We start from the raw sequence: 16080 nt of genomic DNA, 5'->3' as shown, positions 1-16080 counted from the left end.
CGCACCCCTCTCGTTCGCGCGTGACGAACCCTACCTCCCACGCCGCCGCGCCCCCGCGCCCGGCGGACCGGGTCCGCCCCCCGCTCCGCCCTGGGCGGTTCACGGGCGTATTCCCGCTGAATACGGAAAACAGCGCGGGCGATTAACCGCTATCCGTATACACGTCCGCCGGCTTCGGTATTGAAAGGACGGCCGGGGCCCGTCTTGGGGCGGATTAGGATACTCGGCGGACAGGGGAGGCGATGATGGACCGAAGCACCGCTCCGCGGGTGTTCATTTCGTACGCGCACGATTCCGCCGCGCATCTGGACACCGTGCGCGATCTGTGGGTCTTCCTGCGCACACACGGCGTGGACGCCCGCCTCGGCCTGCCCCCGGCCGGGCACGCCGGCGACCGGCGCGCCTGGGCGGAGGAACGGATCGGGGAATCGGATTTCGTACTCGTCGTCGCCTCGAAGACATATAAAGAACGGGCGGACGGACTCGTCGAACTTGACGAAGTCCAGCGAAGCGATGAAGCCGCCGAAGCGGATGAATCCGGCGCGGCCGAATGGGAGGCGCGGCACATCCGCGACGCGTTCCGCCGGGACCCCGGGGCGGCGGGGAAATACCTGCCCGTGCTGCTCCCCGGACACTCCGCCGCCGAGATCCCGGAGTTCCTCGGCTCCGCGGCGCGCCACCAGGTGACCGACCTCACCGCCCGGGGAGCGGACGGGCTGCTGCGCGCCCTCGTCTCCCCGCCGGGCGGGGGACGCTCTCGGTCGCCGCTGAGCCACGACCTGGTGCTCGCCGTCACGGTGGACGACGGGCGGATCTCCTGCGAGGTGACGCTCGCCGGGTCGCTGCTGGGACGGCAGGACGCGCCCCTGCCCTTCGAACCCGGCGTCCTGAGCCGCGCCCTGGCCGCTCCCCCGCCCGTCGCCGAGGAGCGGCTCATCGAGGCGGGGCACCGGCTCTGCCAGGCCCTGCTGACCGACGACACGGCCCGCCACCTGACCAGGCTGCTGCACGACTCCCGCTTCGGTACGGTCGTCGACGTCGTGGTCGAGCACGGCGACGCGGCGGCGTGGCCGCCGTACGAGGCGCTGCGGCTGCCGGGCGGGGCCGTGCTCGCCACCCTCCCCGGCGTCCATGTGCGGCGGCGCGCCCCCGGCGCCGGGCGGCGGACGGCGCCGCCCCCGCCTCTTCCCGGACCGCTGAAGATCCTCGTGGCGGCGGCGGGCGAGAATCGCGCACGGGCCACGCGGGTGGTCCTGGACGCGGTCGCGGACCTGGGCGCCTCCGGCGCCGGCGAGGCGCGCGTCCTGGAGGCCGCCACGCCGGGCCGGATCGCCGGGGCGCTGCGCGACGGCGGCTACCACGTCGTGCACCTGTCCGCTCCCGGGACGTCGTCCTCGGTCGAGCTGGAGGACGAGGACGGGAACCCGGTCACGGTGCCCGCGGGCGAGCTCGCCGCGGTCCTGCGCGACGGGGACGGCCGCTCGCCGTTCGTCGTCCTGTCCGCCGGAGAGGACGGCGCCACCCTGGCCGCCGCACTGGCCCGGCACGGCGGCGGCCGGGTGCTCGCCGTACGGGCGCCGGTCACCGACTTCTACGCCACCGCGCTGGCCAAGCGGTTCTACGCGACGCTGGCCACCGGCGCCGAGGCCGGACCCTCGGCGGCCCTCGCCGAGGCCCGCCGCCATCTGGAGCAGGGACGGATCCACCGCGGCCAGGCCGACCCCGGCGACCGGCTGCCCCCGCAGTACGCCGTGGCGGCCCTGCTGTCCGCCGGCGAGGACCTCCCCCTGGTGGACCTGGGAGACGCGACGCCGTTCAGGCCGTGAGGCGGTCCATGGCCTTGGTGATGCGCTTGTCGCTGATCGGGTACGGCGTGCCCAGGGTCTGGGCGAAGTAGCTGACCCTCAGCTCCTCCAGCATCCAGCGGATCTCCACCACCGCGTCCTCCGAGCGCCGGGCCGGGGGCAGGCGGCCGAGCAGGTCGTCGTACGCCAGGCGCATCTCGTCCAGCTTCAGCATGCGCTCGTGGTCGCGGTAGGGGTCGTCGGGGAGCTTCTCCAGGCGGCGTTCCACCGCGCGCAGATAACGTTGCAGGTCGGGGAGGCGGCGGAGGCCGGTCGCGGTGACGAAGCCGGGGAAGACCAGCTCGCCGAGGTGCTCGTCGATCTCCTCCAGCGCGTCCGCCGGGCTCTTCATCGCGGCGAGCGTGTTCCGCACGCCGTGCCAGATGACCAGGATGCGTTCGACGCGGGTGACGACCTCGGCGGTGGTGTCGTACAGCTCGGCGCGCACGTGGTCGTGGACGCGGCGGAAGTCGCCGGGGTTCCAGGCGGGGCCGCCCGCGTCGGCGATGAGCTTGTCGGCCGCGCAGGTGACGCAGTCCTCGAACAGGTCGGCGGCGTCGCGGTGCGGGCTGTGGCTGAGGGCCAGCTTCTGCTGGGTGGTCAGGCCGCGCAGGATGCCCTTGGCGGGCGAGGTGACGTTCAGCATGACGAGCCGGCGCATGCCCGGCCCCATGGCGTCGCGTTGCTCGGCCTCGGTCTGGAAGACCCGCACCCCCACCGTGCCGCCCTCGTCCACCAGCGCGGGGTAGCCCTTCACGCGGCCCTGCTCGAAGAGCTTGGGCAGCTCGCCGAACGTCCACGCGCGCAGGCCGGTGCGCTCCAGCTCCTCCCCGGCGCGGGAGAGCGTGGCGCGCACCTTGGGGGCGAGGCGGCTCTTGAGCGCGGCCAGGTCCTTGTCCTCGCCCACGGTGCGCTTGCGCTCGTCCACCACCCGGTAGGTGACGCGCAGGTGGTCGGGCAGGCGGGCGGGGTCGAACGCGTCGGCGGGCACCTGGACGCCGGTGAGCCGGGACAGCTCGCGGGACACGACCTCGGCCACCGGCTCCTTGCCGGGCGTGACGTGTTCGAGCACGGCCTTGGCGTAGTTCGGCGCGGGGACGAAGTTGCGGCGCAGCGGCTTGGGCAGCGAGCGGATCATCTCGGTGACGAGCTCCTCGCGCATGCCCGGCACCTGCCAGTCGAAGCCGTCGCCCTCGAACTGGTTGAGGACCTGCAGGGGGACGTGCACGGTCACGCCGTCGGCGTCGGCGCCGGGCTCGAACTGGTAGGTGAGCCGCATGCGCTGGCCGAGGTGCCGCCAGGCGTCGGGATAGGCCTGTTGCAGGTCGCCGGCGTCGGCGCCCGCGTTGATCAGCATGTCGGAGGTGAAGGTGAGCAGCTCGGGCCTGGACTGCCGCTCGCGCTTCCACCAGGTGTCGAAGTGGCTCGCGGAGACGATGTCGTCCGGGAGGCGCTTGTCGTAGAAGTCGAACAGCGTCTCGTCGTCGACCATGATGTCGCGCCGCCGCGCGCGGGCCTCCAGCTCCTCGACCTCCGACAGCAGGCGGCGGTTGTCCTTCAGGAAGCGGTGGTGGGTGTCCCAGTCGCCCTCGACCAGGGCGTGGCGGATGAACAGGTCGCGGGACAGCTCGGGGTCGACCCGGCCGTAGGTGACCTTGCGGTCCACGACGATCGGCACCCCGTACAGCGTGACCTTCTCGTACGCCATGACGGCGCCCTGGCTCTTCTCCCAGTGCGGCTCGCTGTAGGTGCGCTTGACCAGGTGGCCGGCGAGGGGCTCGACCCACTGCGGCTCGATCTTCGCGACCACGCGCGCCCACAGCCGCGAGGTCTCGACGAGCTCGCCGGCCATGACCCAGCGGGGCTGCTTGCGGAACAGCGCGGAGCCGGGGAAGATCGCGAACTTCGCGCCCCGGGCGCCCAGGTACTCGCGCATGGCGCGGCGGCGCCCTCCGGGCGCGTTCTTGTCGGCGTCCTTGTCGACGTCCATGACGCCGATGTGGGAGAGCATGCCCGCCAGCAGCGAGACGTGCACGGCGTACGGCTCGGCGCGGACGGAGTTGAGCGTGATGCCCATGCCGGTGGCGACCTGCCGGACCTGGCTGTAGAGGTCCTGCCATTCGCGCACGCGCAGGTAGTTGAGGAAGTCGGCCTTGCACATGCGCCGGAACTGGCTGGAGGACAGCTCCTTCTGCTGCTCGCGCAGATGGTCCCAGAGCTTCAGGAAGGTGAGGAAGTCCGATTCCTTGTCGGCGAAGCGGGCGTGCTTCTGGTCGGCCTGGGCCTGCTTGTCGGCGGGCCGCTCGCGGGGGTCCTGGATGGACAGGGCCGCGGCGATGACCATGACCTCCTCGGCGCAGCCGTTGTCGTGGGCGGCGAGCACCATGCGGGCGAGGCGGGGGTCGACGGGGAGCTGGGCGAGCTTGCCGCCGATGGGCGTCAGCTTGCGGTCGTCGTCGAAGGCGCCGAGCTCGTGCAGCAGGTTGACGCCGTCCTTGACCTGCCGCTGGTCGGGCGGCTCCACGAACGGGAAGGCCGCGATGTCGCCGAGGCCGAGCGTGGTCATCTGGAGGATGACCGAGGCGAGGTTGGTGCGCAGGATCTCGGGGTCGGTGAACTCCGGCCGGCCGAGGAAGTCCTCCTCGGCGTAGAGGCGGATGCACACGCCGTCGGAGGTGCGGCCGCAGCGGCCCTTGCGCTGGTTCGCCGACGCCTGCGAGATCGGCTCGATGGGCAGGCGCTGGACCTTCAGCCGGTGGCTGTAGCGGGAGACGCGGGCGAAGCCGGGGTCGATGACGTACTTGATGCCCGGGACGGTGAGGGAGGTCTCGGCGACGTTGGTGGACAGGACGATCCTGCGTCCGCGGTGCGCCTGGAAGACCCGGTGCTGCTCCCCCGCCGACAGCCGCGCGTACAGCGGGAGCACCTCTTCGTCGCGGCCCTTCAGCGCCTCGGCGGTGTCCCGGATCTCGCGCTCGCCGCTGAGGAACACCAGGATGTCGCCGGGACCCTCGGCGCAGAGCTCGTCCACCGCGTCGACGATGGCCTGCGCCTGGTCCTCCTGGTCCTCGGTGATCGGGCGGTAGCGGACCTCGACGGGGTAGGTGCGGCCGGAGACCTCGATGACGGGGGCGTCGCCGAAGTGGCGCGAGAAGCGCTCGGGGTCGATCGTGGCCGAGGTGATGATCACCTTGAGGTCGGGGCGGCGGGGCAGGAGCTGTTTGAGGTAGCCGAGGATGAAGTCGATGTTGAGGCTGCGCTCGTGCGCCTCGTCGATGATCAGCGTGTCGTAGCGGGACAGCAGGCGGTCGCGCTGCATCTCGGCCAGCAGGATGCCGTCGGTCATCAGCTTGACGAGGGTGTCGTCGCCGGAGTGGTCGGTGAAGCGCACCTTGTAGCCGACGGCGCCGCCGAGGGGGATGTCGAGCTCCTCCGCGATGCGCTCGGCGACGGTGCGGGCGGCGATCCTGCGCGGCTGGGTGTGCCCGATCTGGCCCTTGACGCCCCGGCCGAGTTCGAGGCAGATCTTGGGGATCTGGGTGGTCTTGCCGGACCCGGTCTCGCCCGCGACGATGACCACCTGATGGTCGCGCACGGCCGCGAGGATCTCGTCCTTGCGCATGCTGACCGGCAGGGCCTCGGGATAGGTCAGGGCGGGCACCAGGGCCCGCCGCGCCCCGACCCTGGCCTCGGCCGCCTCGATCTGGCCCGCCACCTGGTCGGCGATGGCCCGTAGCGCCTTGTGATCGCGCACCTTGCGTGCGCCGTCGATGCGGCGGCGAAGCCTCAGCTCGTCGCGCAGCATGAGCGCGGGCAGGCGTTCGCGCAGGCCGGTCAAGGGCGATGTCACCGAAGAAGATCCCATGGTCGCTTTCCCGGCCGTCCCGTCAGATGGCCGCCACCGGAAAGGATAAGCAACCCTCCCGGGTCCCGCGCCAACGGTTTAGGCGTGACCCGGGACGCCGGGGGCGCGCGACCGGCGCCCGCGCGATCCGCGCCGGGGCCGGCGGGGGCGCCCGGCGGCGGCGGCCGCGCCGATCAGTGGGCGCTGAGCAGGCGGCCGGGGGCGTCGGCGACGAACCGCAGGGTCTTCTCGAGGCAGACGATCGCGCCGTGCCGCGGCCGGTTCATGAACCGGACGTCGTCGGCGAGCGCGCGCATGATCTGGAGCCCCCGGCCGTGCTCGGCGAGCGGCCTGCCCGGGCTGACCTGATCAGGGTCGAAGCCGGTGCCGGTGTCGGTCACGGTTATCAGGCATTTGTCGTCCATCACTTCCACGCTCACGGTGTACTCGTCCCCCGCGTTGGCGTGCCGGATGACGTTCGAGCACGCCTCGGTGAGCATGAGCTGGACATCCTCCCGGATATGGCGTTCGACCCCGAGCACCTCCAGCTCGGCGCCGAGGATCTGCCGGGTGACGGACACGCTCGCCGCGTCGCGCGGCAAGCGCAATGCGATGGTCACCTTCACGCTTCCTCCTTTCCACGTGTTAAAGGTGCCCTCACAGACACGGGCAAACACCGGGACCCGCCCCGATGCACCGATCCCGTGACCTTCTCCGGTCATGCTCCGGTCACGGCGGCACGCGGCGGGCCCTTCGTCATCGGCCGGCGACCGGGGCCGCGGCGGAGGCGGCGGCGAGCGCGGCGCCGATGATGCCGGCGTTGTTGAGCAGGGTGGCGGGCACCACGGTGGTCCCCGGGAGATCGATGAAGCCCAGGAACTTGTCGGCCTTCTTGCTGACCCCGCCGCCGATGATGATCATCGAGGGCGACATCAGCATCTGGACGTGCTCCAGGTACCGCTGGACGCGGTGGGCCCATTTCTCCCAGGTCAGATCGTGGACCTCACGGGCGTGGTCGGAGGCGCGGTGCTCGGCCTTGTGCCCGTCGATCTCCAGGTGCCCGAACTCGGTGTTGGGGATCAGCACGCCGTTCATGATCATGGCGCTGCCGATGCCGGTGCCGAAGGTCAGCATGAGGACCAGGCCCTCGTGGCCGTGGCCCGCGCCGAACGTCGCCTCCGCCACGCCCGCGGCGTCGGCGTCGTTGAGCACGACGACGCCGAGGCCGCTCGCCTCGGTGAACAGCTCCCGCGCGTCCGTGCCGATCCAGGCGTGGTCGACGTTCGCCGCGGTCCTGGTGACGCCGTCCACCACCACGCCGGGGAAGGTCACCCCGACCGGGCCCGTCCAGGAGAAGTGCTCGACGATCCGCCGGACCACCTCGGCCACGGCGCCGGGGGCGGAGGGGCTCGGCGTCGGTATCCTGCACCGCTCCGCCAGCAGCGTCCCGGTCGCCGTGTCCACCGGGGCGCCCTTGATGCCCGACCCGCCGATGTCGATTCCCAGTGTGTTCATGTCGCTCCCACCTGTCCGCTCTCCCCCGTCGTCTGCCACGTACGAGGCAGAACTACCATCTCTTCCCCGGATCGCACGCGCCTGTGCCGTACCGATCTGGTAGGGATGACGGGTGTCGTCCTTCACCTCCCCGGCGCCGCGCGCGTCACGCGCCCTCGCCGTGGTGCTCGCCCTCACGCTCACCCTCCCGCTCCTCCCCCAGGCCGCCGCGCCCGCCTCCGGCGCCGTGGGCGCGGCCGGGACGCCGAGGATCCCGGCGGGGACGGCCGCGAGCTACGTGGTGTTCGACCGCGTCACGGGCAGGACGACGCTGGCGCACAAGCCGCACGTGCGGTTCCGGTCGGCGTCGGTCGTGAAGATCCTCATCGCGCTCGACTACCTGGAGTCGCGCACGACCCCGGTGCCGCGCGCGGACGCGGACCTGCTGCGGCGCATGCTGCGCGCCAGCGACGACGACGCCGCCACCGCGTTCTGGCGGCGCGGCGGCCAAGGGGCGATCATCGGCCGGATGACGCGCCGGCTCGGCCTGGCCGACACCGGCCCGCCGCCGGCGAACAGGCCCGGCTTCTGGGGCTACACGGCGCTCAGCGCCGCGGACGTCGTCACCACCTACCGCTACCTGCTGGAGCGGGCGAAGCCGAAGGTCAGGGACGTGATCCTGGGTCACCTGCGCAACGCCTCCCGCTGCGCGGCCGACGACTTCGACCAGTACTTCGGCATCCCGGGCGCGGTCCCCCGGCCGTGGGCGGTCAAGCAGGGCTGGTCGGGCTACGGCTCGCGCCCGGCCGTGCCGTGCTCGCGCACGCGCCCCTCCGCCGGGACCGCCACGACGGGCGGGTCCGCGACGGCGGACCGGGCGGCCCTCGCGCCCGCGAGCACGGGAGCCGCCGCGGCGGGCGGCCCGCGCCCGCCGGTGAATCTCAGCCGTCCCGTGCTGCACACGACCGGCCTCGTCGGCGAGGGCGACCGCCTGATCATCGCCGTGCTCACGCTCCAGCCGGCCGGCGCGGGCTACCGGTCCTCCGCGACCCGCCTCACCGCCCTCGCCAAGGACGTCTACCGGGCCGCCCTGCGGCGATAGCGCCCCGGTGGGGGGTCAGATGCGGCGGGCCCGGGCGCCGGAGCCGCACCGCCCGTGCGTCCGAGCCCGCCGCTGGGTCTACTTCGCGAGTTCCTTGCTGACGCCGCTCGGGCCCTCGTAGTCGCGCTCGGGCAGCCGCTCCAGGGCCTTCAGCGCGTCCTGGTCCGCGCCGTGCGCCTTGGCGTGTTCGAGCAGGGTGTCCTTCGACGCGGGATAGTCCACTCCCGACAAGTACTTCTGAACGTGGATGAAATCTGCCTGGGTCATGATCTCCCCCTTTTCGCAGGGTTCCTCTCCTGGCCCAGGCCCTGGAAAACCGCCGATTCCACCTCCAAGGCGCGGGATGCGCGAGTCTTTGCCGCGCGGCCGAACCCCTCCCTATACCCCCACAAACACAGTTAAACGTGCGAATATTCTTCGGTTCGCCGAGACGTTCGCCGCCCGCTAACGCCGAGGCCCGGGAGCAGCCGGCACTCAAGCCCGAACGGGGTTCGCCATGACCTGCCGCCTGACTTGACGAAGACGAAAGAAGTTCAGGTTCACGTCTCCCCTGGTCAAGGTCATCTTTCACCTTTAAACCAGGTCAAGCCACAAATCTTCTTGAACTTTCCCGACGAGTCCGGAAGTTCGTAAAACTACAGGTCATTGCGGCTGACTATGACAGTCATCACTAATGCAATAGTGACACCCGCATATGCCACCTATGGGTACCGTCACTAGCCATGGCTGGGGTTATCCGTAATTCTCATCCCAGCGATCGAGCAGAGAGAGGGGCGTGAGACGTGACCACCCGGTACGAGGTCTATTGCCAAGCGGATCCGTTGTTTTACGACACCCTTGACAACCAGCGGGCCAAGTATCCGGATTTCCCCATTGCCGGTCGGGCCGTACCTTCCGGGTGGGAGCACCGCGCCACGGACACCTGGCTGCACTACGGGCCGGCGGACAGGACGTTGCCGTCGCAGGGCTGGAAGATCCACATCTCCTCCTGCCTGGCCGACGCCGAGAAGACGCTGGACATCGTCTGGGACTACTGCGTCGGCCGGCGCATCAGCTTCAAGTTCCTGCGCGGGCCGCGGGTCGCGATGATGCAGAGCTCCAAGTACGCCGACCGGGGCAGCAGCGGCAAGCTGGTCACGATCTACCCCGTGGACGAGGCCGACCTCGAACTGGTGATCAAGGAACTCGACGAGCTCCTGCGCGGCGTGACGGGCCCCTACATCCTGAGCGACCTGCGCATCGGCGAGGGCCCCCTGTTCGTCCGCTACGGCGGCTTCGCCGAGCGGTTCTGCCTCAACGCCAACCTGGACCGCGTGCTGGCGATCGAGGACCCCGACGGCGTCCTCGTGCCCGACCGCCGCGGCCCCTCCTTCTCCCCCCCGCCGTGGGTCACCCTGCCCGCGTTCCTCGAGCCCCACCTCGCCGCCCGCAACGCGGTGACCATGGCCGACCTGCCGTACTCGATCGAGAGCGTGCTGCACTTCTCCAACGGCGGCGGCGTCTACAAGGCGACCGACACCCGCACCGGCGAGACGGTCGTGCTCAAGGAGGCCAGGCCGCACGCCGGGCTCGACGCGGTCGGCCGCGACGCCGTGGCGCGCCTCCGGCACGAGGCGGACATGCTGCGCCGGCTCGACGGGCTGGACTCCGTGCCGGCCATGCGCGACTACTTCACCGTCGGCGACCACCACTTCCTGGTCCAGGAGTTCGTGGACGGGCCCACGCTCAGCCAGGAGTCGGTACGGCGCCACCCGCTGATCCGCGCGGCCATGACCCCCGAGGACGCCGCCGAGTTCACCGAATGGGCGCTGCGGATGCTCGGCCAGGTGGAGCGCGCCATCGCCTCCCTGCACGAGCGCGGGGTCGTGTTCGGCGACCTGCACCCCTTCAACGTCCTGGTCGACGGCGACAGGGCCGTGCTGATCGACTTCGAGGTGGCCAGCCTGGTGGAGGACAACACCCGGCCGACGCTCGCCAACCCCGGCTTCTGCCCTCCGCCCGACCGGCTCGGCATGGAGGCCGACAAGTACTCGCTCGCCTGCATGCGCCTGAGCCTGTTCGCCACGATGTCCACGGTGCTGATCCCCTTGCACCGGGCCAAGGTGGTCCACCTCGCCGAACTGGTGCGCGAGACCTTCCCGGTGCCGCGCGCGTTCATCGACGAGGCGGTCGAGACCATCCTCGGCCCGGAGCGGAGCGCCGAGCCGGCGACACCCGCGGCGAGCGCACCGGAGGCCCCGGGAACCACGGCGAGCACGGTCGCGCAGCGGCCCGACACGCGGGCGATGCGCGAGCTGCCGCTGCCGGGCCGGGCCTCCTGGACCTCGCTCAGGGACGCCGCGCGCCGGGCGATCCTCGCCTCCGCGACCCCCCAGCGCCAGGACCGCCTGTTCCCCGGCGACTCGACGCAGTTCCTGCCGGGCGGCGGGCTCAACCTGGCCAGCGGAGCGGCCGGCGTCCTGTACGCCCTGGCCGTGACCGGGGCGGGGCGCTTCCCTGAGTACGAGGGCTGGCTGCGCGAGCGGGCCTTCGCCCCCGAGCACGGCACCGGCCTCGGCTTCTGGGACGGCCTGCACGGCGTCGCGTACGCCTTCGACGCGATCGGCCGCCGCGAGGACGCCCTGGAGCTCGTCTCCCTGTGCCTGCGCGAGAAGTGGGACCGGCTCGGCCAGAGCCTGTACTCGGGGCTGGCGGGAATCGGGCTGAACCTCCTGCACTTCGGGAGCGCCACCGGGGACCGCGAGATCCTGGACGGCGCGGGCAGGATCGTCGACCTGGTCGCCGACCGGCTCGGCACGGTCGAGAGCGTTCCCGAGATCAGCGGCGGCGCCCACCCGCACGCGGGGCTGATGCGCGGGTCCGCGGGCCCGGCGCTGCTGTTCCTGCGGGCCTACGACGCCACGGGCGACACCGCGCTGCTCGACCACGCGGAGGTGGCCCTGCGGCAGGACCTGCGCCGGTGCGTCCACCGCGACGACGGGCAGCTCCAGGTCCAGCAGGGCTGGCGCACCAACCCCTACCTGGACGAGGGCTCGGCCGGCATCGGGCTGGTCCTGCGCCACTACCTCGAACGGCGCGAGAACGCGGACTTCCGGCAGGCCCTGCACGACATCGGGCCGGTCGCGACGCTCCGGTACTACGTCCAGTCAAACCTGTTCAACGGACGCGCCGGCATGATCACCGCGCTGGCCATGGGCCTGCGCCCGGACGTCGGCCGCCACTCCCCCGAGGTGGCCGACCAGGTGACGCGGCTGGCCTGGCACGCGATGCCCTACGGCGGCGGGCTGGCCTTCCCGGGCAACCAGTTGCTCCGGCTCTCGATGGACCTCGGCAGCGGCACCGCCGGTGTGGTCCTCGCGCTGGGCGCCGTGCTGCACGACCAGCCGGTGACCCTGCCCTTCATCTCCCCGCCCGGCACCCCCGCCGGGACGGCGGTTCCCCCCGAGAGCGAAAGGAGGTGACACGACATGGCGCTTCTGGACCTTCAGGACATGGAGCTCCCCGGCGGCGGCGGCCACGGCGGTGGCGGCAGCAGCCTGAGCCTCCTGGGTTGCACCCCGCACGAGAACAGCAGCCTCAGCATCCTCTGCGGCAACTGACATCTCTCAGAAGTTCCCAGCGGTACCCCGAAATCCGGCGAAAAGAAAGGGCGTGATCCCCATGGCGCTTCTCGACCTGCAGGACATGGAGCTTCCCGGCGGCGGCGGCCACGGCGGCGAGGGCAGCAGCCTGAGCCTGGTCGGTTGCACCCCGCACGAGAACAGCAGCCTCAGCATCCTCTGCGGCAACTGACTCCGCGGTAACTGCAGCGAGTGACCTCTCGCCTGGGGCGGCCCTGACCCGGCCGCTCCAGGCTGGTCCATTCCCGGAACCATCGGAAGGGAAACCTTTGCCATGTCGGAGACCCCGGCGGCGGGCCACCGGACGACCGGCACCCGGGAACACACCGCCGCCACCGAAGCGGCTCCCGTGACGGGGGCCGGGAACCCGGACCGCGGCGCCGACAGGCTGCTGCTGGAGATGGTGCGCCGCAGCGGCGCCTGGCCCTACGTCTACGCCGTGACCGCGCTGGCCGGCGCCGTGGTCGAGCTGATGCTCCCCGGCGCGCTCGGCCGGGCCGTCGACGTCCTCGTCTCCCCCGCCGGCGACCCCGCCGGCGTTCTCGTGCTGTGCGCCTCCCTCGTCGCCACGGTCGTGGCCTGCGACGCGGTGGCGGTGCTCGCCTCGGGATCCGGCGGCGCGCAGGCCGCGCGGCTGCTGCGCGAGCGCGTGGTCCGGCACATCCTCGCCGTCGGGCCCGCGATGTCCCGCCGTCACCCCGCCGGCGACCTGGTCACCCGCGCGGGGACCAACGCCGAGGAGGTCGGCGCCGCGCCCGAGGCCCTGATCACGGCCGTCTCCCTGCTCGTGCCGGCCGCCGGATCGCTGGTCGCGCTGGCGCTCATCGACCCCTGGCTCGCGGTGGCGTTCGCCGCGGGCCTCGCCGTGATCCTGCTCGTCCTGCGCGCCTTCCTGCGCGAGACCACCGCCGTCTCCTCCGGCTACCAGGAGGCCCAGAGCGACATCGCCTCCCGGCTCATCGACGCGCTGGCGGGCGCGCGCACCATCGCCGCCGCCGGGACCGAGGAGCAGGAGGTGCGCCGCGTCCTCGCGCCGCTGACCCGCCTGCGCGCGTTCGGCATGGCCGTGTGGCGCGTGAACGCCCGCGCGGGCGTGCAGGCCGCCATCGTCGTGCCCCTGCTGGAGACCGCCGTGATCGGCGTCGGCGGCCTGCGCCTGGCGGCCGGGGCGCTGACCGCGGGCGAGCTGTTCGCGGCGGCCCGGTACGCGGTGCTCGGCGCGGGCATCGGCTCGGCGCTCGGCTATCTGAACCGGCTCGCCCGCGCCCGCTCGGCCGCGCGGCGCGTGCGCCAGGTCCTCGACCTGCCCGCCCCCACCTACGGGAACGAGGAGCCGCCCGGCGCGGGGGCCGAACGCGGGCGCCTGGAACTGCGCGGCGTCAGCGCGTACGCCGACGGGCGGCCGGTGCTGCGCGACATCGACCTCACCGTGCCCGGAGGGGCCGCGCTGGCGGTGGTGGGCAGGTCGGGCAGCGGGAAGTCCGCGCTGGCGGCCGTCGCCGGGCGCCTGCTCGACCCCGGCAGCGGCGAGGTTCTGCTCGACGGGGTCCCGCTCCCCCGGCTCTCCCGCGCCGCGCTGCGCGGGGCGGCCGGCTACGCGTTCGAGCGCCCCGTGCTGTTCGGCCACACCCTGCGCGAGGCCATCGCGCCCGGCGGGTCCGACGAGGCGGTCAGGGCCGCCGGCAAGGCCGCCGCGGCGGACGCGTTCATCCGCAGGCTCCCCCGCGCCTACGACACGCCGGTCGAGGAGGCGCCCATGTCGGGCGGCGAGCGCCAGCGGGTGGGGCTCGCCCGCGCGTTCGCCCACGACGGGCGGCTGCTGATCCTGGACGACGCCACCTCCAGCCTGGACACCGTGACCGAGTACCAGGTCGCGCGGGCGCTGACCGAGGAGCTGCGCGACCGCACCCGGCTGATCGTCGCCCACCGCGCCGCCACGGCCGCCCGCGCGGACCTGGTGGTCTGGCTGGAGGACGGACGGATCCGCGGGCGCGGCACGCACGAGATGCTGTGGCGCGACCCGCTTTACCGCGCCGTGTTCCAGGTGACCGGCCAGGCGGCGGGCCAGGTGACGGACGAGGCGGCGGACGAGGCGGCGGACGAGGCGGCGATCCCGGGCCGTGGCGGAGACGGGCCCGAATCCACACCGCGGTCGCCACACGACTCCGTGGCACCGCGGCATTCCCCGCCGGTGACGCCGCCGGCCTCCTCCCCGACGGCGTCACCGGCACCCTCCCCAGCACCTCCGCCGGCACCTTCCGCGACGCCTTCCCCGGTGGCGGAGCCGCGATGACCCTCCGCTGGACGGGACGGCGAGACGGCGCGCGCGCGGGACGGCGGGGCGGCGCGCGGGCGGAGGCGGCGCGGCAGGCCACGCGAGCCGAGGCGCGCGAGTTGCTGTGGCGGGCGGCGCGGCGGCGGCCCGGGGTCCTGGTGCGGTTGTTCGCCTGGTCGCTCGCCGAGGCCGCGCCCGCGTTCCTCTCCGGCCAGGCCCTCGCGCACGCGCTGGACGACGGTTTCGCGGCGGGCCGCCCGGCGACGGGCCTGGCGTGGCTGGGCCTGATGGCGGTCGCGTGGCTGGCCGCCGCGCTCGGCGCCCGCCAGGTGCTGCTGGCCATCGCCGCGATCGTCGAGCCGTTCCGCGACACGCTGCTGCGGCGGGTCGTGGCGGGCACGCTGTACCGCACCGCCGCCTCGGGCATGCGCCCGGACAGCGCCGCGCTGGCCCGGCTCGGCCGCCAGGTCGAGCTCGCCCGCGACTCCTTCGCCGCGGTGATCGCGGTGAGCAGGTCCTTCCTGTTCTCGGTGACGGGCGTGCTGGTGGGGGTCCTCACGCTGATGGACGCGGTGCTGCCGCTGGTGCTGCTGCCGCTGGCCGCGGGGCTCGCGTTGTTCTCCGCGTCGCTTCCCGCCATGGCGCGGCTGCAGCGGCGGCTGATCCTGGCCGAGGAGGGCACCGCGTCCTCGGTGGCGGCGATGGTGGACGCGCTGCGCGACGTCACGGCCTGCGGCGCGGAGGACCGGGTCGCCGCCGCGGTCGGACGGGACGTGACGCGGCAGGCGGAGGTGGCCAAGGCGCTCTCCCGGCTCACCGCCGCGCGCATGCTCTCACTGGCCGTCGGCGGGTGGCTGCCCATCCTGATGGTCCTGGTCGCCACCCCGGCCCTCGTGCGCGACGGCGCGACCGCCGGGGTCATCCTCGGCACGCTGACGTACGTGGCCCAGTCGCTGACCCCCGCGCTCGGCGGCCTGGTGCAGGGCGTCGGGGTGAACGGGGTGCGGCTGGTGGTGGCGCTGGAACGCATCCTGTCCATGGGGCCCGCGCCGCGGCAGGCGCTCGCCGCGGACGGGCCGGGCACGCCGCCCCGGGGCGCGCTGCTGCGGCTGCGCCGGGTGACGTTCGCCTACGGCCCCGCGGCGGAGCCGGTGGTGTCGGACCTGAGCCTCGTCGTGCGCGAGGGGGATCATCTGGCGGTGGTGGGCCCGAGCGGCATCGGCAAGTCCACGGTCGCGGCCCTGGCGGCCGGCCTGCTGCGGCCCGGTGAGGGGCAGGTGCTGATCGGCGGCGTCCCCGTGGCGAGCCTGTCCGGCCCCGCCCTGAGCGCGGCGCGGGTGCTGATCCCGCAGGAGGCGTACGTCTTCCGCGGCACGCTGGGCGAGAACCTGACGTACCTGGCGCCGGGGCGTTCGCCGTCGGAGCTGGACAAGGCGGTGGACGCGGTGGGCATGGCGGAGCTGGCCGCGCGGATCGGCGGGTACGAGGCGCTGGTGGACCCCTCCGAGCTGTCCTCGGGCGAGCGGCAGCTCATCGCGCTGACCCGCGCCTACCTGTCGCCGGCGCGGCTGATCCTGCTGGACGAGGCCACCTGCCACCTGGATCCGGCCGCGGAGGCGCGGGCGGAGGAGGCGTTCGCCGCGCGCGAGGGGACGCTGATCGTCATCGCGCACCGGCTCACCTCGGCGCTGCGGGCCCGGCGGGTGCTGGTGATGGACGGCGTCCGCGCCCAGGTGGGCACGCACGAGGAGATGATCGCGGCCTCGCCGCTGTACCGGGACCTGATGGGCCGGTGGGAGGACCCGGTGGCCTCCGGGGCCTGACCGGCCGCACACCACCCGGGAAAACCGACATTGGGGCATAAAATGCCCTTAAATTACCCTTCGCGGGGGTATCTCCTC

At 73.0% G+C, this 16080-nt stretch carries 11 protein-coding genes; 7 read left to right on the top strand and 4 right to left on the bottom strand.

The features are described from left to right. Positions 1 to 245: 245 nt before the first annotated feature. The gene (locus BJ981_RS30015; RefSeq protein WP_184616790.1) at positions 246 to 1826 is read left to right on the top strand and encodes a CHAT domain-containing protein; all 1581 of its coding nucleotides are present in this window, start codon (positions 246 to 248) and stop codon (positions 1824 to 1826) included. Here the strand turns inward: BJ981_RS30015 and hrpA are convergent. The 3 genes from hrpA to ppgK form a co-directional block, all read right to left on the bottom strand. Then, a complete protein-coding gene (gene hrpA / locus BJ981_RS30010; protein ID WP_184616789.1) occupies positions 1816 to 5709 on the bottom strand; it encodes an ATP-dependent RNA helicase HrpA in 3894 nt (1297 codons plus the stop codon). The genes BJ981_RS30015 and hrpA overlap by 11 nt on opposite strands. 173 nt (positions 5710 to 5882) lie before the next feature. Continuing rightward, complete coding sequence (locus BJ981_RS30005; protein WP_184616788.1) at positions 5883 to 6314, bottom strand: ATP-binding protein; 432 nt, start codon at positions 6312 to 6314, stop codon at positions 5883 to 5885. 130 nt (positions 6315 to 6444) lie between these two features. Then, positions 6445 to 7203, bottom strand: coding sequence for a polyphosphate--glucose phosphotransferase (gene ppgK / locus BJ981_RS30000; RefSeq protein ID WP_184616787.1), 759 nt, complete (start codon positions 7201 to 7203; stop codon positions 6445 to 6447). A gap of 112 nt (positions 7204 to 7315) precedes the next feature. Between ppgK and BJ981_RS29995 the strand changes: the two genes are divergently transcribed. After that, positions 7316 to 8284 carry a D-alanyl-D-alanine carboxypeptidase family protein gene (locus BJ981_RS29995; protein ID WP_221315410.1) on the top strand — a complete coding sequence of 323 codons (969 nt, stop codon included), beginning with the start codon at positions 7316 to 7318 and terminating at the stop codon, positions 8282 to 8284. Between the two features lie 78 nt (positions 8285 to 8362). Here BJ981_RS29995 and BJ981_RS29990 read toward each other — a convergent pair whose 3' ends face one another. After that, positions 8363 to 8551, bottom strand: coding sequence for a DUF2795 domain-containing protein (locus tag BJ981_RS29990; RefSeq protein WP_184616786.1), 189 nt, complete (start codon positions 8549 to 8551; stop codon positions 8363 to 8365). 515 nt (positions 8552 to 9066) lie between these two features. Here BJ981_RS29990 and lanKC point away from each other — a divergent pair. The 5 genes from lanKC (at position 9067) to BJ981_RS29965 (ending at position 16002) form a co-directional block, all read left to right on the top strand. After that, positions 9067 to 11745 carry a class III lanthionine synthetase LanKC gene (gene lanKC, locus BJ981_RS29985; RefSeq protein ID WP_184616785.1) on the top strand — a complete coding sequence of 893 codons (2679 nt, stop codon included), beginning with the start codon at positions 9067 to 9069 and terminating at the stop codon, positions 11743 to 11745. A 6-nt stretch (positions 11746 to 11751) separates the two neighbouring features. Beyond that, positions 11752 to 11883 (top strand): SapB/AmfS family lanthipeptide, encoded by a 132-nt coding sequence (locus BJ981_RS29980; protein WP_184616784.1) that lies wholly within the window; start codon positions 11752 to 11754, stop codon positions 11881 to 11883. 61 nt (positions 11884 to 11944) lie between these two features. After that, entirely contained in the window at positions 11945 to 12076 is a 132-nt protein-coding gene (locus tag BJ981_RS29975; protein WP_184616783.1) for a SapB/AmfS family lanthipeptide, read from the top strand. A gap of 102 nt (positions 12077 to 12178) precedes the next feature. After that, positions 12179 to 14197 (top strand): ABC transporter ATP-binding protein, encoded by a 2019-nt coding sequence (locus BJ981_RS29970; protein ID WP_239139292.1) that lies wholly within the window; start codon positions 12179 to 12181, stop codon positions 14195 to 14197. Next, positions 14194 to 16002 (top strand): ATP-binding cassette domain-containing protein, encoded by a 1809-nt coding sequence (locus tag BJ981_RS29965; protein ID WP_184616782.1) that lies wholly within the window; start codon positions 14194 to 14196, stop codon positions 16000 to 16002. The genes BJ981_RS29970 and BJ981_RS29965 overlap by 4 nt, the downstream gene beginning before the upstream one ends. Positions 16003 to 16080 lie beyond the last annotated feature (78 nt).

The organism is Sphaerisporangium krabiense, assembly GCF_014200435.1.
Classification (GTDB): Bacteria; Actinomycetota; Actinomycetes; order Streptosporangiales; family Streptosporangiaceae; genus Sphaerisporangium; species Sphaerisporangium krabiense.
This window is presented reverse-complemented; position numbering and strand designations above follow the sequence as displayed.

Excerpts from the sequence above, each read along its gene's own strand:
- BJ981_RS30015 (WP_184616790.1), top strand. The coding sequence starts at position 246 with ATGGACCGAAGCACCGCTCCGCGGGTGTTCATTTCGTACGCGCACGAT.
- hrpA (WP_184616789.1), bottom strand. The coding sequence starts at position 5,709 with ATGGGATCTTCTTCGGTGACATCGCCCTTGACCGGCCTGCGCGAACGC.
- ppgK (WP_184616787.1), bottom strand. The coding sequence starts at position 7,203 with ATGAACACACTGGGAATCGACATCGGCGGGTCGGGCATCAAGGGCGCC.
- BJ981_RS29990 (WP_184616786.1), bottom strand. The coding sequence starts at position 8,551 with ATGACCCAGGCAGATTTCATCCACGTTCAGAAGTACTTGTCGGGAGTG.
- BJ981_RS29980 (WP_184616784.1), top strand. The coding sequence starts at position 11,752 with ATGGCGCTTCTGGACCTTCAGGACATGGAGCTCCCCGGCGGCGGCGGC.
- BJ981_RS29975 (WP_184616783.1), top strand. The coding sequence starts at position 11,945 with ATGGCGCTTCTCGACCTGCAGGACATGGAGCTTCCCGGCGGCGGCGGC.
- BJ981_RS29970 (WP_239139292.1), top strand. The coding sequence starts at position 12,179 with ATGTCGGAGACCCCGGCGGCGGGCCACCGGACGACCGGCACCCGGGAA.
- BJ981_RS29965 (WP_184616782.1), top strand. The coding sequence starts at position 14,194 with ATGACCCTCCGCTGGACGGGACGGCGAGACGGCGCGCGCGCGGGACGG.